Raw genomic sequence first — 13,366 nt, forward strand, 5'->3', positions numbered from 1 at the left:
CGAGAGGTTGGAACTTACCCGACCTCTTCGATGCGACACTTCAGTTCCGTATCACCGGGCGGCATGAAGAGCGCCTCGTCCCCCTTGGTGAAAAGGGAGGACGCTCCGCCCAAGAAGGCGTCACTTGCGTATTTCGCACCAGAGCCAGAGGGAACGGAAGGTAGGGCAACGGCCTTGTCCCGCCATTTCAACACCGCCATTGGTGCGCTGGAATTGACGAACACAACACCAATGGCTGCGTCAAACCCATCACAGGCCAGAACTTGTGGTCCAATGCTGATCCCGGCGGAATCTTCGCTCCGCGCGTTGGCATAGCCGGTTCTTAAGTCCATGATACGAAAGACATATTCGTTAGCAACGCAAGAGTTCAAGCCCAACGAAGACTTCCAGCACTCATCACGGCCCTTAATCCATCCGCGTTGCATCGCCTTCAATTCATTCAGCCGCGCGCCTGAAACATCCGCCACAGCCAATTGATAAAGACGCGTCACTTCGACATCGAGCTCGGCCAATGCATCGGATTTGCATACAGCTTGTTCCGCATCGCTTTGCGCCTTGGCGCAGTCAAAGGACGGATCAGCCGCCAACACCCAAGTGCCAAGGAACACAGATGCCGCAGCCAGATACCAAGGTTTCATGTCGGCCCTCCTATGGATTCGACAGTCGAAGCCTAGGCCAAAGCCCTCGCAAATCAATCCTATCGTCACGGTGAAACCGTTCTGCACGCGCGGCAATCTGGAGACTTGGTGCAACCGCAGCGCCGCAAGGCGCTGCGCGGCCCAACGGGAGGTCGGCCCGTCAGGGCAGAGCCGACGGACGGGAGTTAACCGAAATTTGGGGTCAACTGATGAAATCTTTGTACCCGGCTTCGTCCATGTAATCGTCCATGGGCGACAAGTCCGAAGGTTTCATCTTAAAGAACCATGCCTCGCCCATCGGGTCTTCGTTGACCCGGCCCGGCGCATCAACAAGCGCCTCGTTGACCTCGACAATCTCGCCATCTAGAGGGGCTAGGATGTCCGAGGCTGCCTTGACGCTTTCGATAACGACGATCTCGTCATCCTTGGAAACTTCGGTGCCTTCTTCGGGCAGTTCGATGAACACCACATCACCCAATTGCTCTGCCGCATGCGCCGTGATGCCCACCACGATCAGATCGCCCTCTGGCAACAGCCATTCATGTTCTTCGGTGTACTTCATTTCTTTCGTCTTCCCTGTTGGTCTCTGGCTGGAGATCTCACCTCCAAGATGCCACGTAGCACACGCAGCCCCTACTGCCCCCTCTGTCCTTGCGCCTGAGATCGTTATCCCTTCGGCGGACGCATCCCGGCGCCTCTCTCCAGAGTTTTTTCCAGCAAACGGTCCCTTGGGCCTGAGAGATTCCGGGGCGGTTGCTCCTTCGGCACTGATATCGCATCAGTTCTCCCGCATGCTTTGACATATCGTACTAACGGCAAATCGCACCGACAAGACCTTACTGTCCCACCTCGAAACGCTCCCGCCCGTCGTTCAAAGGATGCAAGGGCGATAGACCGCACCGCTGAATGGTCGAATTAGGTGAGCAAGCGCATCACGGCGTCAGCAACCAAGTGCCATTGGCATCCTCGCACCACCGGGTCCGGATCTCTCGCGATTTTGGCGCCCCGTTCGGAAGAACAAAGTGCTGCATATACACGCAGTTTCCCTGCTTCGCTCGAAGTTTCACCGTTCCTTTCGATCCCGTCTCCGGGTTGCTCCATGACAGCTGCCGACCAACACTTGGGATGCCGTTGACGAATAACTGATCCACAGTCGCCTGCATCACCTTGTAATCATCTGGCGTCAGCCCAATCTCGCTGATGATCCGCGACAAGGGCTTAGCCTGCGCATTATGCGCGGCAAACCCCAGCAACGCTGACAAAAAAACGATCGAAATCAAGTGTTTCATTGCTGCCTCAAATACTTCTGATGGTTCGATCACGCCGCAGGTGCGCATCGAACACAGTCCTTGACCACATCGTTACACTGCCCATGTCGGCTTGTCCAAACCCCCAAATGCAAATCTTCAAAATTTCCAAAAGAAAGCTATCCGATTAACCCGCCTTTCCAGCCAATCGCCATTCCTCGCATAGTGCCCGCAACTCACAGATACGAGGCATCCATGGCAAACCCTACTTACTACGCCCCGACTGGCGGGCACCCCAGTCAAGAGCAGCTTTTGACTGACCGCGCCATGTTCACTACCGCTTATGCCGTCATCCCCAAAGGCACGATGCGCGATATCGTTACCAGCTTTCTGCCCTTTTGGGACAAGACCCGTGTTTGGGTTCTGGCCCGTCCGATGAGCGGCTTTGCTGAAACTTTTTCGCACTACATCATGGAAGTTCAGCCTGGTGGTGGCAGCGAGCGCCCTGAAACCGACCCAAATGCTCAAGGGGTTCTGTTTGTTGTCGAAGGCGCTGTGACGCTGACCATCGGCCAGACCGATCACGTACTGGAGGCAGGCGGTTATGCCTATCTGCCCGCAAGCTGTGCGTGGCGTTTGAAGAACCACGCCGGTCCGGCGGCGCGGTTTCACTGGATCCGCAAAGCCTACCAAGCAGTAGAAGGCATTGATCCACCAGAGCCCTTTGTCACCCGCGAGCAGGACGTCGCCCCGAACGAGATGCCAGGGACCGAAGGGCGTTGGTCTACCACCCGCTTTGTGGAACCCGAAGACCTGCGCCACGACATGCATGTGAACATCGTCAACTTCCTGCCCGGTGGCGTCATTCCCTTTGCGGAAACCCATGTGATGGAACACGGGCTGTACGTGCTCGAAGGCAAGGCTGTTTATCGCTTGAATCAGGACTGGGTCGAAGTCGAGGCTGGCGATTACATGTGGCTACGCGCCTTTTGCCCGCAGGCCTGCTATGCGGGGGGCCGGGACCCTTCCGCTATCTGTTGTACAAAGACGTCAATCGCCACATGCCGTTGAGCCCAACGCGTTAAAGCATGCGTTGGGGGTTCACAGTGGCTCCGAAATTTGGTCAAACGGAAGCAGTACCTTCAAAGGACGGAGTTTGGTCAATGAAAATCCGCACAATAATTCCCGCTCTGCTGGCAGCTTTTACTGTGGCAGGCTGTGAATCAACGACACTGACCAAACCAGAATATCCTACGAGATCCGTTTCGGTCTTGAGCCGAACTTGGGAAGTGGTTCAGGTCGCAGACACACCTGTCGCCTACAAGGCCACCCGCGACTGGAACAATCTCAACCCCTTCGGCCCACCAGCACGTCGCCGCAGTGTTCAAGCTGCTACCGCCATACAGCAGGCCACCGGGTGCAAGGTAATCTGGTCGAGCATGTATGAAAACATCTCGGGCCAGTTCTATTCGCAGGTCAGCTGCCCGCCGAGCGTTGCCTCGGGCAGCTAAACAGACGCCCCCATTGCAATCGACAGGGTTCGCGCGGCGGTTTTGACCGCTTGCGCCAAGCCCTCGATGTCACTGTCTGTGACACGAACGGTGGGACCAGACACCGATATACCCGCAACGGGTTCGCCAAAAGCGTCGAAAACCGGGGCGGCGATGCAGCGCATGCCGTCGGTTTTCTCATCCGCGTCAAAGGCATAACCGCGCTCTCGACTGATCCGCAGGTCTTTGATCAGAGCATCTGGCTGGGTTAGTGTCTGCGCTGTGTATGTCGTCAACGGTTGCGCGGACAGAATGGCGTCGCGCCGGTCCTCAGCCATGAAAGCCAACAACGCCTTGCCAATGCCCGAGGCATGCATTTCCGACACCGTACCGGGGGAAAGAATGCGCGGATGTTCGAATGAGTTTCGACCTGGCTGACGAAAAGCACCTCTCCATTGCGTTCGATGCCAAGGTTTGCGGTCTCTCCGGTCTCTTGCATCAAGGCGCGCAGGATCGGTCGCGCCCGCTCAACAAGACTGGTGCGGCGCAAGAACGTCGCGCCGATCAGGAATGCGCCCGGTCCAACACTCCACAGTTGCGCCCGGTCGTCGAAATCGACGAGCTCGCGGTTCTGGAACGTCACCAACACGCGATAGACAGTAGCCGGGGATTGGCCAAGATCTGATGCCAGATCCGTCAGAGTGACAGCGCCTAGCTCGCCCAATCGCTGCAGCACGACGATGGCGCGATCCAACGATTTGATCGTATTCTGCTCGGTCTTGTCATGCCAATCGCGCGGACGCCCGCGCGAGCGTTTGTCAGTCGATTCTACAGGGTCATTCATCGCGCCACCTCAAGAACGAAAATCGATTTCATAATGTGAAAAAATTAACCATATGACAAGAAACAATTTTCTTACATCTTGCGTTTTTGAAATATTTTTTCAAAAAATTGATGACGAATGCCCCCTCTCCTACGCTGGTTCCCAAGCAATCAAGGAGACGGCCATGAGCCATCAAAATCCTCTGTTCATTCCAGTGCCCCACCAACATCCCCGAAGTGGTGCGCAAAGCCTGTGACATGCCCAGCATCGACCACCGCTCGTCGCTGTTTGGCGAGATCCTGCACCCGGCCCGCGAGGGTGTGCGTCAGGTGCTCAAAAGCACATCGGCCGAGGTGTTCATCTTCCCCGCCTCGGGCACCGGCGGCTGGGAGACGGCGATCTGTAATACGCTGTCTCCCGGTGACGCGGTTCTGGTGGCACGCAATGGCATGTTCTCGCACCGCTGGATCGACATGTGTCAGCGTCACGGGCTGGACGTTCAGATCGTGGAAACCCGTTGGGGCGACGGTATCGACGCCGCCCGGTACGAGGAAATCCTGACTGCCGACACCTCGCATCGGATCAAGGCTGTTCTTGCCACTCACAATGAAACGGCGACCGGCGTGCGGTCGGACATCGCTGCCATCCGCCGCGCAATGGATGCCGCGGGCCATCCGGCCCTGTTCTTTGTCGATGGCGTCAGCTCCATCGGTTCGATGGATTTCCGGTTTGACGACTGGGGCGTGGATGTGGCCGTGACCGGCTCGCAAAAGGGCTTCATGCTGCCCGCAGGTCTGGCGATCACCGGCTTCAGCGCCAAGGCACTGGCCGCAACCGAGACTGCCAAGCTGCCCCGCACCTTCTTTGACGTGCGCGACATGGCTGCAGGTTATGCCAACAACGCCTATCCCTACACGCCCGCTGTGGGGCTGATGAACGGGCTGAAGCTGACGACGCAGATGCTGCTGGATGAGGGGCTGGAGAACGTCTTTGCCCGTCACCACCGCATCGCCGAAGGCGTGCGTAAAGCGGTGCGCGCCTGGGGGCTGGAGCTGTGTGCCGCCTCGCCCGATGTTGCATCAGACACCGTGAGCGCGATTTTGACACCCGGCATCAACGGCACCGACATCGTTGCCCATGCGGCGGAAACCTATGGCACCGCGTATGGCGTGGGACTGGGAGAGGTCGCGGGTAAATTGTTCCGCATCGGGCACCTTGGGTCGATGACTGACGTCATGGCGCTTTCGGGGATCGCCACGGCCGAGATGTGCATGGCTGATCTGGGGATGAACATCCAGCTCGGGTCCGGCGTGGCCGCTGCGCAGGAATTCTATCGCCAGTCGCATGCCCACCCGCAACAGGACGCGGCGTGATGAAGGATCTGACCATGACCTTACCCACTTACAAGGATGTGATCGCAGCGCATGAGCGCATCGCGCCCCACATCCACCGGACGCCTGTTCTGACGTCCAGCTACTTTGATGATCTGACCGGCGCGCAACTGTTTTTCAAATGCGAGAACCTGCAAAAAGCGGGCGCGTTCAAAGTGCGCGGTGCGTCGAACGCTGTGTTTGGTCTGGATGACGAGGCCGCCAAGCGCGGCGTCGCCACCCACAGTTCGGGCAATCACGCGCTGTCGCTGTCGTATGCGGCCGGTCGACGGGGTATTCCCTGCCACGTCGTCATGCCCCGCACCGCACCCGACGCCAAAAAGGCCGCCGTGCGTGGTTATGGCGGCGTGATCACCGAATGCGAACCTTCGACCAGCAGCCGCGAAGAGGTGTTTGCCCGCGTCCATGCCGAAACCGGTGCCGATTTCGTTCACCCCTACAACGACCCGCGCGTGATCGCCGGGCAAGGCACGTGCTCGCGCGAGTTGATGGAACAGACTGACGGATTGGACGCCGTGATCGCTCCGATCGGTGGCGGCGGCATGGTCTCGGGCACCTGCCTGTGGATGAGCCACGCCGCGCCGGAAGTGGCGATTTATGCCGCTGAGCCGGAACAGGCCGACGACGCCTATCGCAGCTTCAAGGCCGGGCACATCATCGCGGATGACGCGCCGCAGACGGTGGCCGATGGGCTGAAAGTGCCTTTGAAAGAGAACACCTGGCATTTCGTCCAGAACCACGTGAGCGACATCCTGACCGCAAGCGAGGACGAGATCGTGGCGGCCATGAAACTCGCCTGGCAGCGGATGAAGATCGTGCTGGAACCCTCTAGCGCCGTTCCGCTGGCCACCATCCTGAAAAACCCCGGCGTTTTTGCCGGCAAACGCGTGGGCGTGATCATCACCGGCGGCAACGTCGACATGGACCGCCTGCCCTGGACGCAATAAGGATTGAAACAATGAACGCACCTGCAAAATTCGACGGCCTTGAGGTCGGCTTTGACATCCCCGCCCTGCCCGGCATGGACGAGGCAGACATTCAAACCCCCGCCCTTGTGCTGGATCTGGATGCGCTGGAACGCAACATCACCAAAATGGGTGATCTGGCCGCGCAGATGGGCGTGCGCCACCGGGTTCACGGCAAGATGCACAAGTCGGTTGATGTGGCCCTGTTACAAGAGAAGCTTGGCAACTCCTGCGGTGTTTGCTGCCAAAAGGTCAGCGAGGCCGAGGTGTTCGCCCGTGGCGGCATCAAGGACGTGCTGGTGTCAAACCAGGTTCGCGACCCGGCCAAGATCGACCGACTGGCACGTCTACCCAAGCTGGGTGCGCGCACATTGGTCTGCGTTGATGATCTGGCCAATGTTGCCGACTTGAGCGCGGCTGCGACCCGTCACGGCACCGAGATCGAATGCCTCGTAGAAATCGACTGTGGCGCAGGTCGCTGCGGTGTGACGACCACGCCGCAGGTGGTCGAAATTGCACAGGCCATCGCCAACGCACCGGGGCTGAAATTTTCCGGCATCCAAGCCTATCAGGGCGCGATGCAGCACATGGACAGCTATGAGGACCGCCGGGAAAAGATCGACATTGCCGTGGCCATGGTTCGCGACGCGGTGGACACGCTGAAGTCGCTTGGGCTGGAGTGTGACATCGTCGGCGGCGGCGGCACCGGCAGCTACTATTTCGAAGGCGCATCGGGCGTCTACAACGAGCTTCAGTGCGGCTCTTACGCCTTTATGGACGCAGATTATGGTCGCATTCTGGATCAGGACGGCAAGCGGATTGATCAGGGCGAGTGGGAGAACGCGCTGTTCATCCTGACCTCAGTCATGAGCCACGCCAAAACCGATCTGGCGGTGGTAGATGCGGGCCTCAAGGCGCAGTCTGTGGACAGCGGGTTGCCAGTGGTGTTTGGCCGCGATGACGTGACCTACGCGAAATGTTCGGACGAACATGGGGTAATCTCCGACCCCGATGGCGTGTTGAGCGTCAACGACAAGCTGCGCCTGGTGCCCGGTCACTGTGATCCGACCTGCAACGTGCATGATTGGTACGTGGGCGTGCGTGGCGGCAAGGTCGAAGTTGTCTGGCCGATTTCTGCGCGCGGCAAAGCGTTCTGATCCTCTCCAACCAAACCTGTAAACAAAGGGGCGCGGCATCCACCGCCGCCCCACATACATAAGGAGCGACCCATGTGGATCGTACCTGAGGCAGCGATTGCCGATCTGATGACCGAAGAGGCAAGCTTTGACGCCGTCGAGTCGGTCTTTGCCGCCATGTCGCGCGGCGACGCAGTGAATTTCCCGGTCATCCGCGAAGCCATTGGCCATGCGGACGCGCTCTATGGTTTCAAATCCGGGTTTGATCGGGCAGGCCTGAACCTGGGCCTGAAATCCGGCGGCTATTGGCCGGGCAACATGGACAAAGGGCTAACCAACCACCAATCATCGGTCTTTCTGTTCGATGCCGATACCGGTCAGTGCCGTGCCGTGGTGGGAGGCAACCTGCTGACCGCCCTGCGTACAGCGGCAGCCAGTGCCGTTTCGATCCGCCATCTGGCGCGCTCTGATGCCAAAGTTCTGGGCATGATCGGAGCTTAGCCATCAGTCGGCGTTTCAGATGCGGGCGGCGGTGAAACAGCGGGAATTCGAAAAAGTGATCGGCTGGAACCTGCACCCTGAAATGCTCTCGCGCCTTGCAGATACGGCCACCGAGTTGGGCCTGCCGTTTGAAGCAGTTGATCTCGACCAACTGGGCGCAGAGGCCGATGTGATCATCTCGATCACCTCAAGCTTTGATCCGATCCTGATGGACGCACAGGTGCGCCCCGGCACCCACATCGCCTGCATGGGCACCGACACCATCGGCAAACAAGAGGTCGAGGCGACGCTTTTGACGCGCGCACAAGTCTTTACCGATGAGATTGCACAATCGGTGACGTTGGGCGAGGCGCAGCACGCTGTCAAAGACGGGCTGATCACAGCCGAGGACATCTCGGAATTGGGCGCTGTTATCAACGGCACCCATCCGGGCCGCGCCTCGGCAGACGACATCACGCTATTTGATGGCACTGGCGTCGGATTACAGGACCTCGCCGTGGCCTCTGCCGCCCTGGAACTTGCGATCCAGCGTGGAACAGCCATTGAGGTCGATTTCTAGCCCTGCCATATCTTCGCCCATGAAACTGGCGATCAACGGATTCGGCCGCATCGGCCGCACGATCCTGCGACAGGTGCTTGCCCTGCCGCGGGATTCCGACGTCGAGGTGGTACAGATCAATGACATCGCCCCGCTCGACACTTGCGCATACCTGTTCAAATACGACAGCACTTTCGGCCCCTACCCCGGCGCGGTCCTGGCCGGGGACGAGGCACTGGTGGTCGATGGTCTGGCCATCCCGATCACCCACAGCCCCGACCTGACCCGCGTGGATCTGAGCGGCGCAGACGTGCTGCTGGATTGTACCGGGATCGCCCGCACATCGGATGTAGCGGCACGTGGTCTGACGGCAGGTGCGGGCAAAGTGCTGATTTCCGGCCCCTCTCCGGCAGCCGAGGTAACAATCGTTCTGGGCGCCAACGAAGGTGAGCTGGGCAATGCCCGGATCGTGTCGAACGCGTCCTGCACGACCAATGGCCTGGCGCCACTGGTCAAGGTAATCGACGACATCGCCGGGATCGAGACTGCGCATATGACAACGATCCACTGCTACACCAACAGCCAGCCACTGGTGGACGCTCCGCGGGGCGATCTGGCCCGGTCGCGGGCCGCCGCCCTGTCGATGGTGCCCACAACCTCGTCGGCTACGCACCTGATCGACACCGTCCTGCCGCATCTGGCGGGCAAGATCAGCGGCGCAGCGGTGCGGGTGCCAACCGCAAGTGTTTCGGCGGTGGATCTGGTGGTGCAACTGTCAACGGATATGGACGAGACAACGTTCAGAGATCACCTGCACCAGCAAGTTTTGGCGTCACCCGTTCTGGGGTGGACCGACATGCCGCTGGTCTCGTCAGACCTGCGCAATCGGCCTGAATCGTTGATCATCGCCGAGCCCGAAACCCGGATGACTGGCACGCGACAAGTGCGCGTCTTCGGTTGGTATGACAATGAATGGGGCTTTTCCGCACGCATGCTGGATGTGGCGATGCGGATGGCCACCTAACTTTCAGTATCTCGAAACAGCAGCGCGCCGAGCTTCAGCTCGGCGCGCTGCCCAGCCCAACTGGTCGGTGGGCGCATCAATGATGCGTCCCGACCAGGCGGGAGCACTCCCTTACTCGCCGGGCAAACTGCCCGAGCCGTGACCGGACATGCCACCTGACACTTCCTCGGTGGCCTCATCTGCCAGCTCTTCGGGCAAGATCAGGTTCAGCACGATGGCGATCAAAGCCGCCGGCAAGATGCCTGATGCCGCCAAGATGCGCAGCGTGTCCGGCAGGTATTGCAGCGCGTTGGGTGAGCCCGGCGCAAGGTTCATCACCTCCAGCTGCAACCCAAAACCAATCGACAGTGCAATCGCAAAGATCACCATGTTGCGGCGGTTCCAGTTCACGTCCGACAGCATCGAAACACCAGCCGACACAACCATCCCGAACATCACGATCACGCCGCCGCCCAGAACCTCGATGGGAATGGTGCGGATCAGCGCGCCCACCTTGGGGATCAGACCGCAGACGATCAGGAAGATCGCGCCGATGGTCACCACATGGCGGCTCATCACACCTGTCATCGCGATCAGACCCACGTTCTGGCTGAACGAGGTATTTGGGAAGCCGCCAAACAGGCCTGCAATCGCCGAACCGATACCATCAGCAAAGGTCGCGCCCTGGATCTCCTTGTCGGTCGCTTCACGACCTGCACCACCCTTGGTGATACCGCTCACGTCGCCCACGGTCTCAACCGCGCTGACGAATGACATCAGGCAGAAGCCAATGATCGCCGCCAGGCTGAAATCGATCCCGTATTTGAACGGTATCGGCAGACCGAACGCAGCAGCACGGCTCCAGCTCTGGCCGATCCCGTCCAGGCTCACCAGACCAAAGAACATGGAATAGATGTAGCCCGCGACGATCCCGATCAGCACCGCCGACACAGACAACATCCCACGCGCAAAGAACTTCATCCCCAGCGTGACAAAGATCACCACCAGCGCCACGGACCAGTTCAGCAAGCTTCCGTATTCCGGGTTATTGAACGCCTTGGCAGGTACACCACCGGCCGCGTATTCAATACCCACGCGCACCAGATAAAGACCGATCATCGTCACGACGAGACCTGTCACCAAAGGTGGCAGAGCAAATCGGATGCGGCCTATCACGGTTCCAAGCAGCGTATGGAACAGTCCACCAATCAGAACGCCGCCAAAGAGCGCAGGCAGCGCTTCGACGCCTTTGCCCGCCACCAGGGGGATCATGATCGGGATAAACGCGAAACTTGTGCCCTGCACGATGGGCAGACGCGCGCCCACTGGGCCCATGCCGATGGTCTGAAACAGGGTCGCAACACCCGCAAAGAGCATCGACATCTGGATCAGATAGGTCATATCGGGGAACCCTTGCGCCCCCGCGTCCGAGCCAAAGCCGAAACCGGCCGCACCCGAGATGATGATGGCTAGGCGTGATGTTGGAAACAAACATCGCCAGCACATGCTGAATGCCAAGAGGCACCGCCTTGTGTAGTGACGGTGTGTAGTTGGGGTCGCGGAGTTGCTCCGCTGTCCCGATTGAAGTGTCAGCCATGATCTCACTGTCCTCCCTTGTGGGTCTCATGGGGGTCTTGCCGCTTCTTTGTATGGCGGCTTCTGATTTGATGGCCGCCCTTATTCGGGTCGTACCACCACGAATGGGGTGTCGAACCAATGTTCCTCCAGATTGGTCCCCTCCCCGATGCGGTCCACGACCGCAAACAGTCCCGGTGCATGCAGCGGGGTTAGAACCCCGTGCCACGTGCCCCGGTGAAAATTGATTGCCTGCCCCGGCTTTGTTTCAAATGCCAGCGGTCGTCCCGGTTTGCCGTCTTCATCAGGCGCAACAATAACCAGAAACGAATGCTCGCTCATCGGAATGAACAGCTGGCTGCCCTCAGGGTGCCGTTCGACCAGATCGAGCGTGTAAGGCAAGGATCGCGGGTTGGCGTTGAACAGGCTTACCCCAGCCCGGCCTTGGGCGAAATCCAAAGATGCCCGGTCGTGATACCGCCCGCATTGCCCTTGGTTGATGATCTTGTCGGGCTCTCCTGCAACCTCGATCACCTCGCCAAAAGGCGCAAAGGTCAGGGACGAGATAGGCTGAATGACAATCTGCTGGCTCATGACGGCAGGAGGTCCCGCAGGCGGAATTCAGCAATGCGTTCGACCTGTCGGCAGGCCGCGGCAAATTCCGTGTCGCGATCATGGTCGATCCGGCGATGAAATGCCTCCATGATCGACGCCTTATCGTGGTCACGCACCGCGATGATGAAGGGAAAACCGAACTTATCCACGTAAGCTTGATTAAGCTCTGTGAATGAAGCGCGTTCCTCATCCGTCAGCGCATCGAGGCCCGCCGAAGCCTGCTCGGAAGTGCTTTCGGCCGTCAGTCGTTTGGCCTGAGCCAATTTCCCCGCCAGATCCGGGTGTGCCGTCAGAACACCAAGGCGCTCCTCGTCACTGGCAGACCGGAACATCCGCGCAAGCGCGTTGTGCAACCCCCTGCCGTGTCATGTGCCGGTCCCAGTTCCAGGTCATGGGCCCGCTCAGCGATCCAGGCCGAATGTTCAAAAATGCCGCCGTAGGTTTCGACAAACTCCGCACGCTTCATCTGCGACGGGCGCGGGTGTTTCACCGGCGGGTGTGTTGCGACCCAATGCTGAGCAATCTGCAGGCGAGTGGCGAACCACACGTCCTGATGCCCCTGCGCGTAGTCCAGGAACCGTTTCAGCGCCATGACCCGACCGGGGCGTCCGATCAAACGGCAATGCAGGCCGATCGACATCATCTTTGGTGCCCCCTCTTCGCCCTCGGCATAGAGTGCATCAAAGCTGTCCTTGAGATAGGCAAAGAACTGATCGCCAGAGTTGAACCCTTGCGGCGTGGCAAAGCGCATATCGTTGCAATCAAGCGTATAAGGAATGATCAACTGATCGCGCCCGTCGATCTCGGTCCAATATGGCAGATCATCGTCATAGGTGTCCGAGATGTAATCCACCCCCGCTTCCGCCGCCAAGCGCACCGTGTTCATCGAGCAGCGCCCTGTGTACCAGCCGCGTGGCGGCTCCCCCACCACTTCGGTGTGCAGGCGGACGGCTTCGGCGATCTGCGCCCGCTCGTCCTCCTCGGGCATATCCTTGTGCTCGACCCATTTCATGCCATGGCTGGCGATTTCCCAACCCGCCGACGTCATCGCTGCAACCTGGTCAGGTGAACGCGCCAAAGCTGACGCCACGCCGTAAACAGTGACAGGCAGGTCCTTCATCAGCCGGTGCAGACGCCAGAACCCGGCCCGCGCGCCGTATTCATAGATGGATTCCATGTTCCAATGCCGCTGCCCTGGCCATTGGCTAGCGCCTACGATCTCGGACAGGAACGCTTCAGATGCTTCGTCCCCATGCAGGAGGCAGTTCTCGCCGCCCTCTTCATAGTTCAGAACGATTTGAACGGCGATCTTAGCCCCGCCCGGCCACTGAGCTTTAGGGGGCGTTGCGCCATAGCCGATCATGTTGCGGGGATAGCGTGGGGCAGGCATTTGGGAATTCCGGTGTTGTTTCTGTAGCGCTAATCCTTGAATAGCGCAGAATTG

General features: G+C 59.3%; 10 protein-coding genes, 5 pseudogenes and 1 riboswitch. Of the genes and pseudogenes, 7 read left to right on the forward strand and 8 right to left on the reverse strand.

The genetic code is table 11. The features are described 5' to 3' along the window. Positions 1 to 14 precede the first annotated feature (14 nt). The 3 genes from ACZ1HE_RS17760 to ACZ1HE_RS17770 form a co-directional block, all read right to left on the reverse strand. On the reverse strand, positions 15 to 638 hold the full coding sequence (locus ACZ1HE_RS17760) for an MliC family protein (RefSeq protein WP_472622928.1): 624 nt from the start codon (positions 636 to 638) through the stop codon (positions 15 to 17). A 202-nt stretch (positions 639 to 840) separates the two neighbouring features. Then, a complete protein-coding gene (gcvH, locus tag ACZ1HE_RS17765) occupies positions 841 to 1,200 on the reverse strand; it encodes a glycine cleavage system protein GcvH (RefSeq protein WP_108786428.1) in 360 nt (119 codons plus the stop codon). A 149-nt stretch (positions 1,201 to 1,349) separates the two neighbouring features. Next, positions 1,350 to 1,438, reverse strand: a riboswitch (glycine riboswitch). Positions 1,439 to 1,570: 132 nt separating this feature from the next. Next, complete coding sequence (locus ACZ1HE_RS17770) at positions 1,571 to 1,975, reverse strand: hypothetical protein (RefSeq protein ID WP_472622930.1); 405 nt, start codon at positions 1,973 to 1,975, stop codon at positions 1,571 to 1,573. Between the two features lie 165 nt (positions 1,976 to 2,140). Between ACZ1HE_RS17770 and ACZ1HE_RS17775 the strand changes: the two are divergent. Together ACZ1HE_RS17775 and ACZ1HE_RS17780 are read left to right on the forward strand one after the other, a co-directional pair. Then, positions 2,141 to 2,970, forward strand: a pseudogene (locus tag ACZ1HE_RS17775) (bifunctional allantoicase/(S)-ureidoglycine aminohydrolase). 78 nt (positions 2,971 to 3,048) lie between these two features. Then, on the forward strand, positions 3,049 to 3,396 hold the full coding sequence (locus tag ACZ1HE_RS17780; protein WP_472622932.1) for a hypothetical protein: 348 nt from the start codon (positions 3,049 to 3,051) through the stop codon (positions 3,394 to 3,396). Here the strand turns inward: ACZ1HE_RS17780 and ACZ1HE_RS17785 are convergent. Beyond that, the gene (locus ACZ1HE_RS17785) at positions 3,393 to 3,752 is read right to left on the reverse strand and encodes an IclR family transcriptional regulator (protein ID WP_472622934.1); all 360 of its coding nucleotides are present in this window, start codon (positions 3,750 to 3,752) and stop codon (positions 3,393 to 3,395) included. The genes ACZ1HE_RS17780 and ACZ1HE_RS17785 overlap by 4 nt on opposite strands. Then, positions 3,668 to 4,219, reverse strand: coding sequence for an IclR family transcriptional regulator (locus ACZ1HE_RS17790; protein ID WP_472622936.1), 552 nt, complete (start codon positions 4,217 to 4,219; stop codon positions 3,668 to 3,670). Before ACZ1HE_RS17790 ends, ACZ1HE_RS17785 begins: the two co-directional genes overlap by 85 nt. 163 nt (positions 4,220 to 4,382) lie before the next feature. Here ACZ1HE_RS17790 and bhcA point away from each other — a divergent pair. From bhcA to ACZ1HE_RS17815, 5 genes and pseudogenes are all read left to right on the forward strand, one after another. Next, positions 4,383 to 5,571: pseudogene (bhcA, locus tag ACZ1HE_RS17795) on the forward strand (L-aspartate--glyoxylate aminotransferase BhcA). Then, positions 5,571 to 6,536, forward strand: a complete 966-nt coding sequence (gene bhcB / locus ACZ1HE_RS17800; protein WP_472622938.1) for a beta-hydroxyaspartate dehydratase BhcB — start codon at positions 5,571 to 5,573, stop codon at positions 6,534 to 6,536. The pseudogene bhcA and the gene bhcB overlap by 1 nt, the downstream one beginning before the upstream one ends. An 11-nt stretch (positions 6,537 to 6,547) precedes the next feature. Then, complete coding sequence (gene bhcC / locus ACZ1HE_RS17805) at positions 6,548 to 7,711, forward strand: 3-hydroxy-D-aspartate aldolase BhcC (protein WP_472622940.1); 1,164 nt, start codon at positions 6,548 to 6,550, stop codon at positions 7,709 to 7,711. A gap of 72 nt (positions 7,712 to 7,783) precedes the next feature. Continuing rightward, positions 7,784 to 8,750, forward strand: a pseudogene (gene bhcD, locus ACZ1HE_RS17810) (iminosuccinate reductase BhcD). Positions 8,751 to 8,769: 19 nt separating this feature from the next. Beyond that, positions 8,770 to 9,753: a type I glyceraldehyde-3-phosphate dehydrogenase gene (locus tag ACZ1HE_RS17815; protein ID WP_472622942.1), complete on the forward strand. Its 984-nt coding sequence runs from the start codon at positions 8,770 to 8,772 to the stop codon at positions 9,751 to 9,753. 111 nt (positions 9,754 to 9,864) lie between these two features. On the opposite strand, the pseudogene ACZ1HE_RS17820 reads toward ACZ1HE_RS17815, so the two are convergent. The 3 genes and pseudogenes from ACZ1HE_RS17820 to puuE all read right to left on the reverse strand — a co-directional run bounded on the left by ACZ1HE_RS17820 (position 9,865) and on the right by puuE (position 13,312). Next, a pseudogene (locus tag ACZ1HE_RS17820) lies at positions 9,865 to 11,329 on the reverse strand (uracil-xanthine permease family protein). 80 nt (positions 11,330 to 11,409) lie between these two features. Then, positions 11,410 to 11,901, reverse strand: a complete 492-nt coding sequence (locus tag ACZ1HE_RS17825; protein WP_472622944.1) for an ureidoglycolate lyase — start codon at positions 11,899 to 11,901, stop codon at positions 11,410 to 11,412. Then, positions 11,898 to 13,312 (reverse strand): annotated as a pseudogene (puuE, locus tag ACZ1HE_RS17830) (allantoinase PuuE). Before puuE ends, ACZ1HE_RS17825 begins: the two are co-directional and overlap by 4 nt. Between the last annotated feature and the right edge of the window lie 54 nt (positions 13,313 to 13,366).

This window comes from Falsiruegeria sp. JB4-1, from assembly GCF_055693495.1.

Bases quoted from the DNA above. Each gene is read 5' to 3' on its own strand.
- gcvH (WP_108786428.1), bottom strand. From the start codon at position 1,200: ATGAAGTACACCGAAGAACATGAATGGCTGTTGCCAGAGGGCGATCTG.
- bhcC (WP_472622940.1), top strand. From the start codon at position 6,548: ATGAACGCACCTGCAAAATTCGACGGCCTTGAGGTCGGCTTTGACATC.
- ACZ1HE_RS17780 (WP_472622932.1), top strand. From the start codon at position 3,049: ATGAAAATCCGCACAATAATTCCCGCTCTGCTGGCAGCTTTTACTGTG.
- ACZ1HE_RS17790 (WP_472622936.1), bottom strand. From the start codon at position 4,219: ATGAATGACCCTGTAGAATCGACTGACAAACGCTCGCGCGGGCGTCCG.
- ACZ1HE_RS17785 (WP_472622934.1), bottom strand. From the start codon at position 3,752: ATGCATGCCTCGGGCATTGGCAAGGCGTTGTTGGCTTTCATGGCTGAG.
- ACZ1HE_RS17760 (WP_472622928.1), bottom strand. From the start codon at position 638: ATGAAACCTTGGTATCTGGCTGCGGCATCTGTGTTCCTTGGCACTTGG.
- bhcB (WP_472622938.1), top strand. From the start codon at position 5,571: ATGAAGGATCTGACCATGACCTTACCCACTTACAAGGATGTGATCGCA.
- ACZ1HE_RS17825 (WP_472622944.1), bottom strand. From the start codon at position 11,901: ATGAGCCAGCAGATTGTCATTCAGCCTATCTCGTCCCTGACCTTTGCG.
- ACZ1HE_RS17815 (WP_472622942.1), top strand. From the start codon at position 8,770: ATGAAACTGGCGATCAACGGATTCGGCCGCATCGGCCGCACGATCCTG.
- ACZ1HE_RS17770 (WP_472622930.1), bottom strand. From the start codon at position 1,975: ATGCGCACCTGCGGCGTGATCGAACCATCAGAAGTATTTGAGGCAGCA.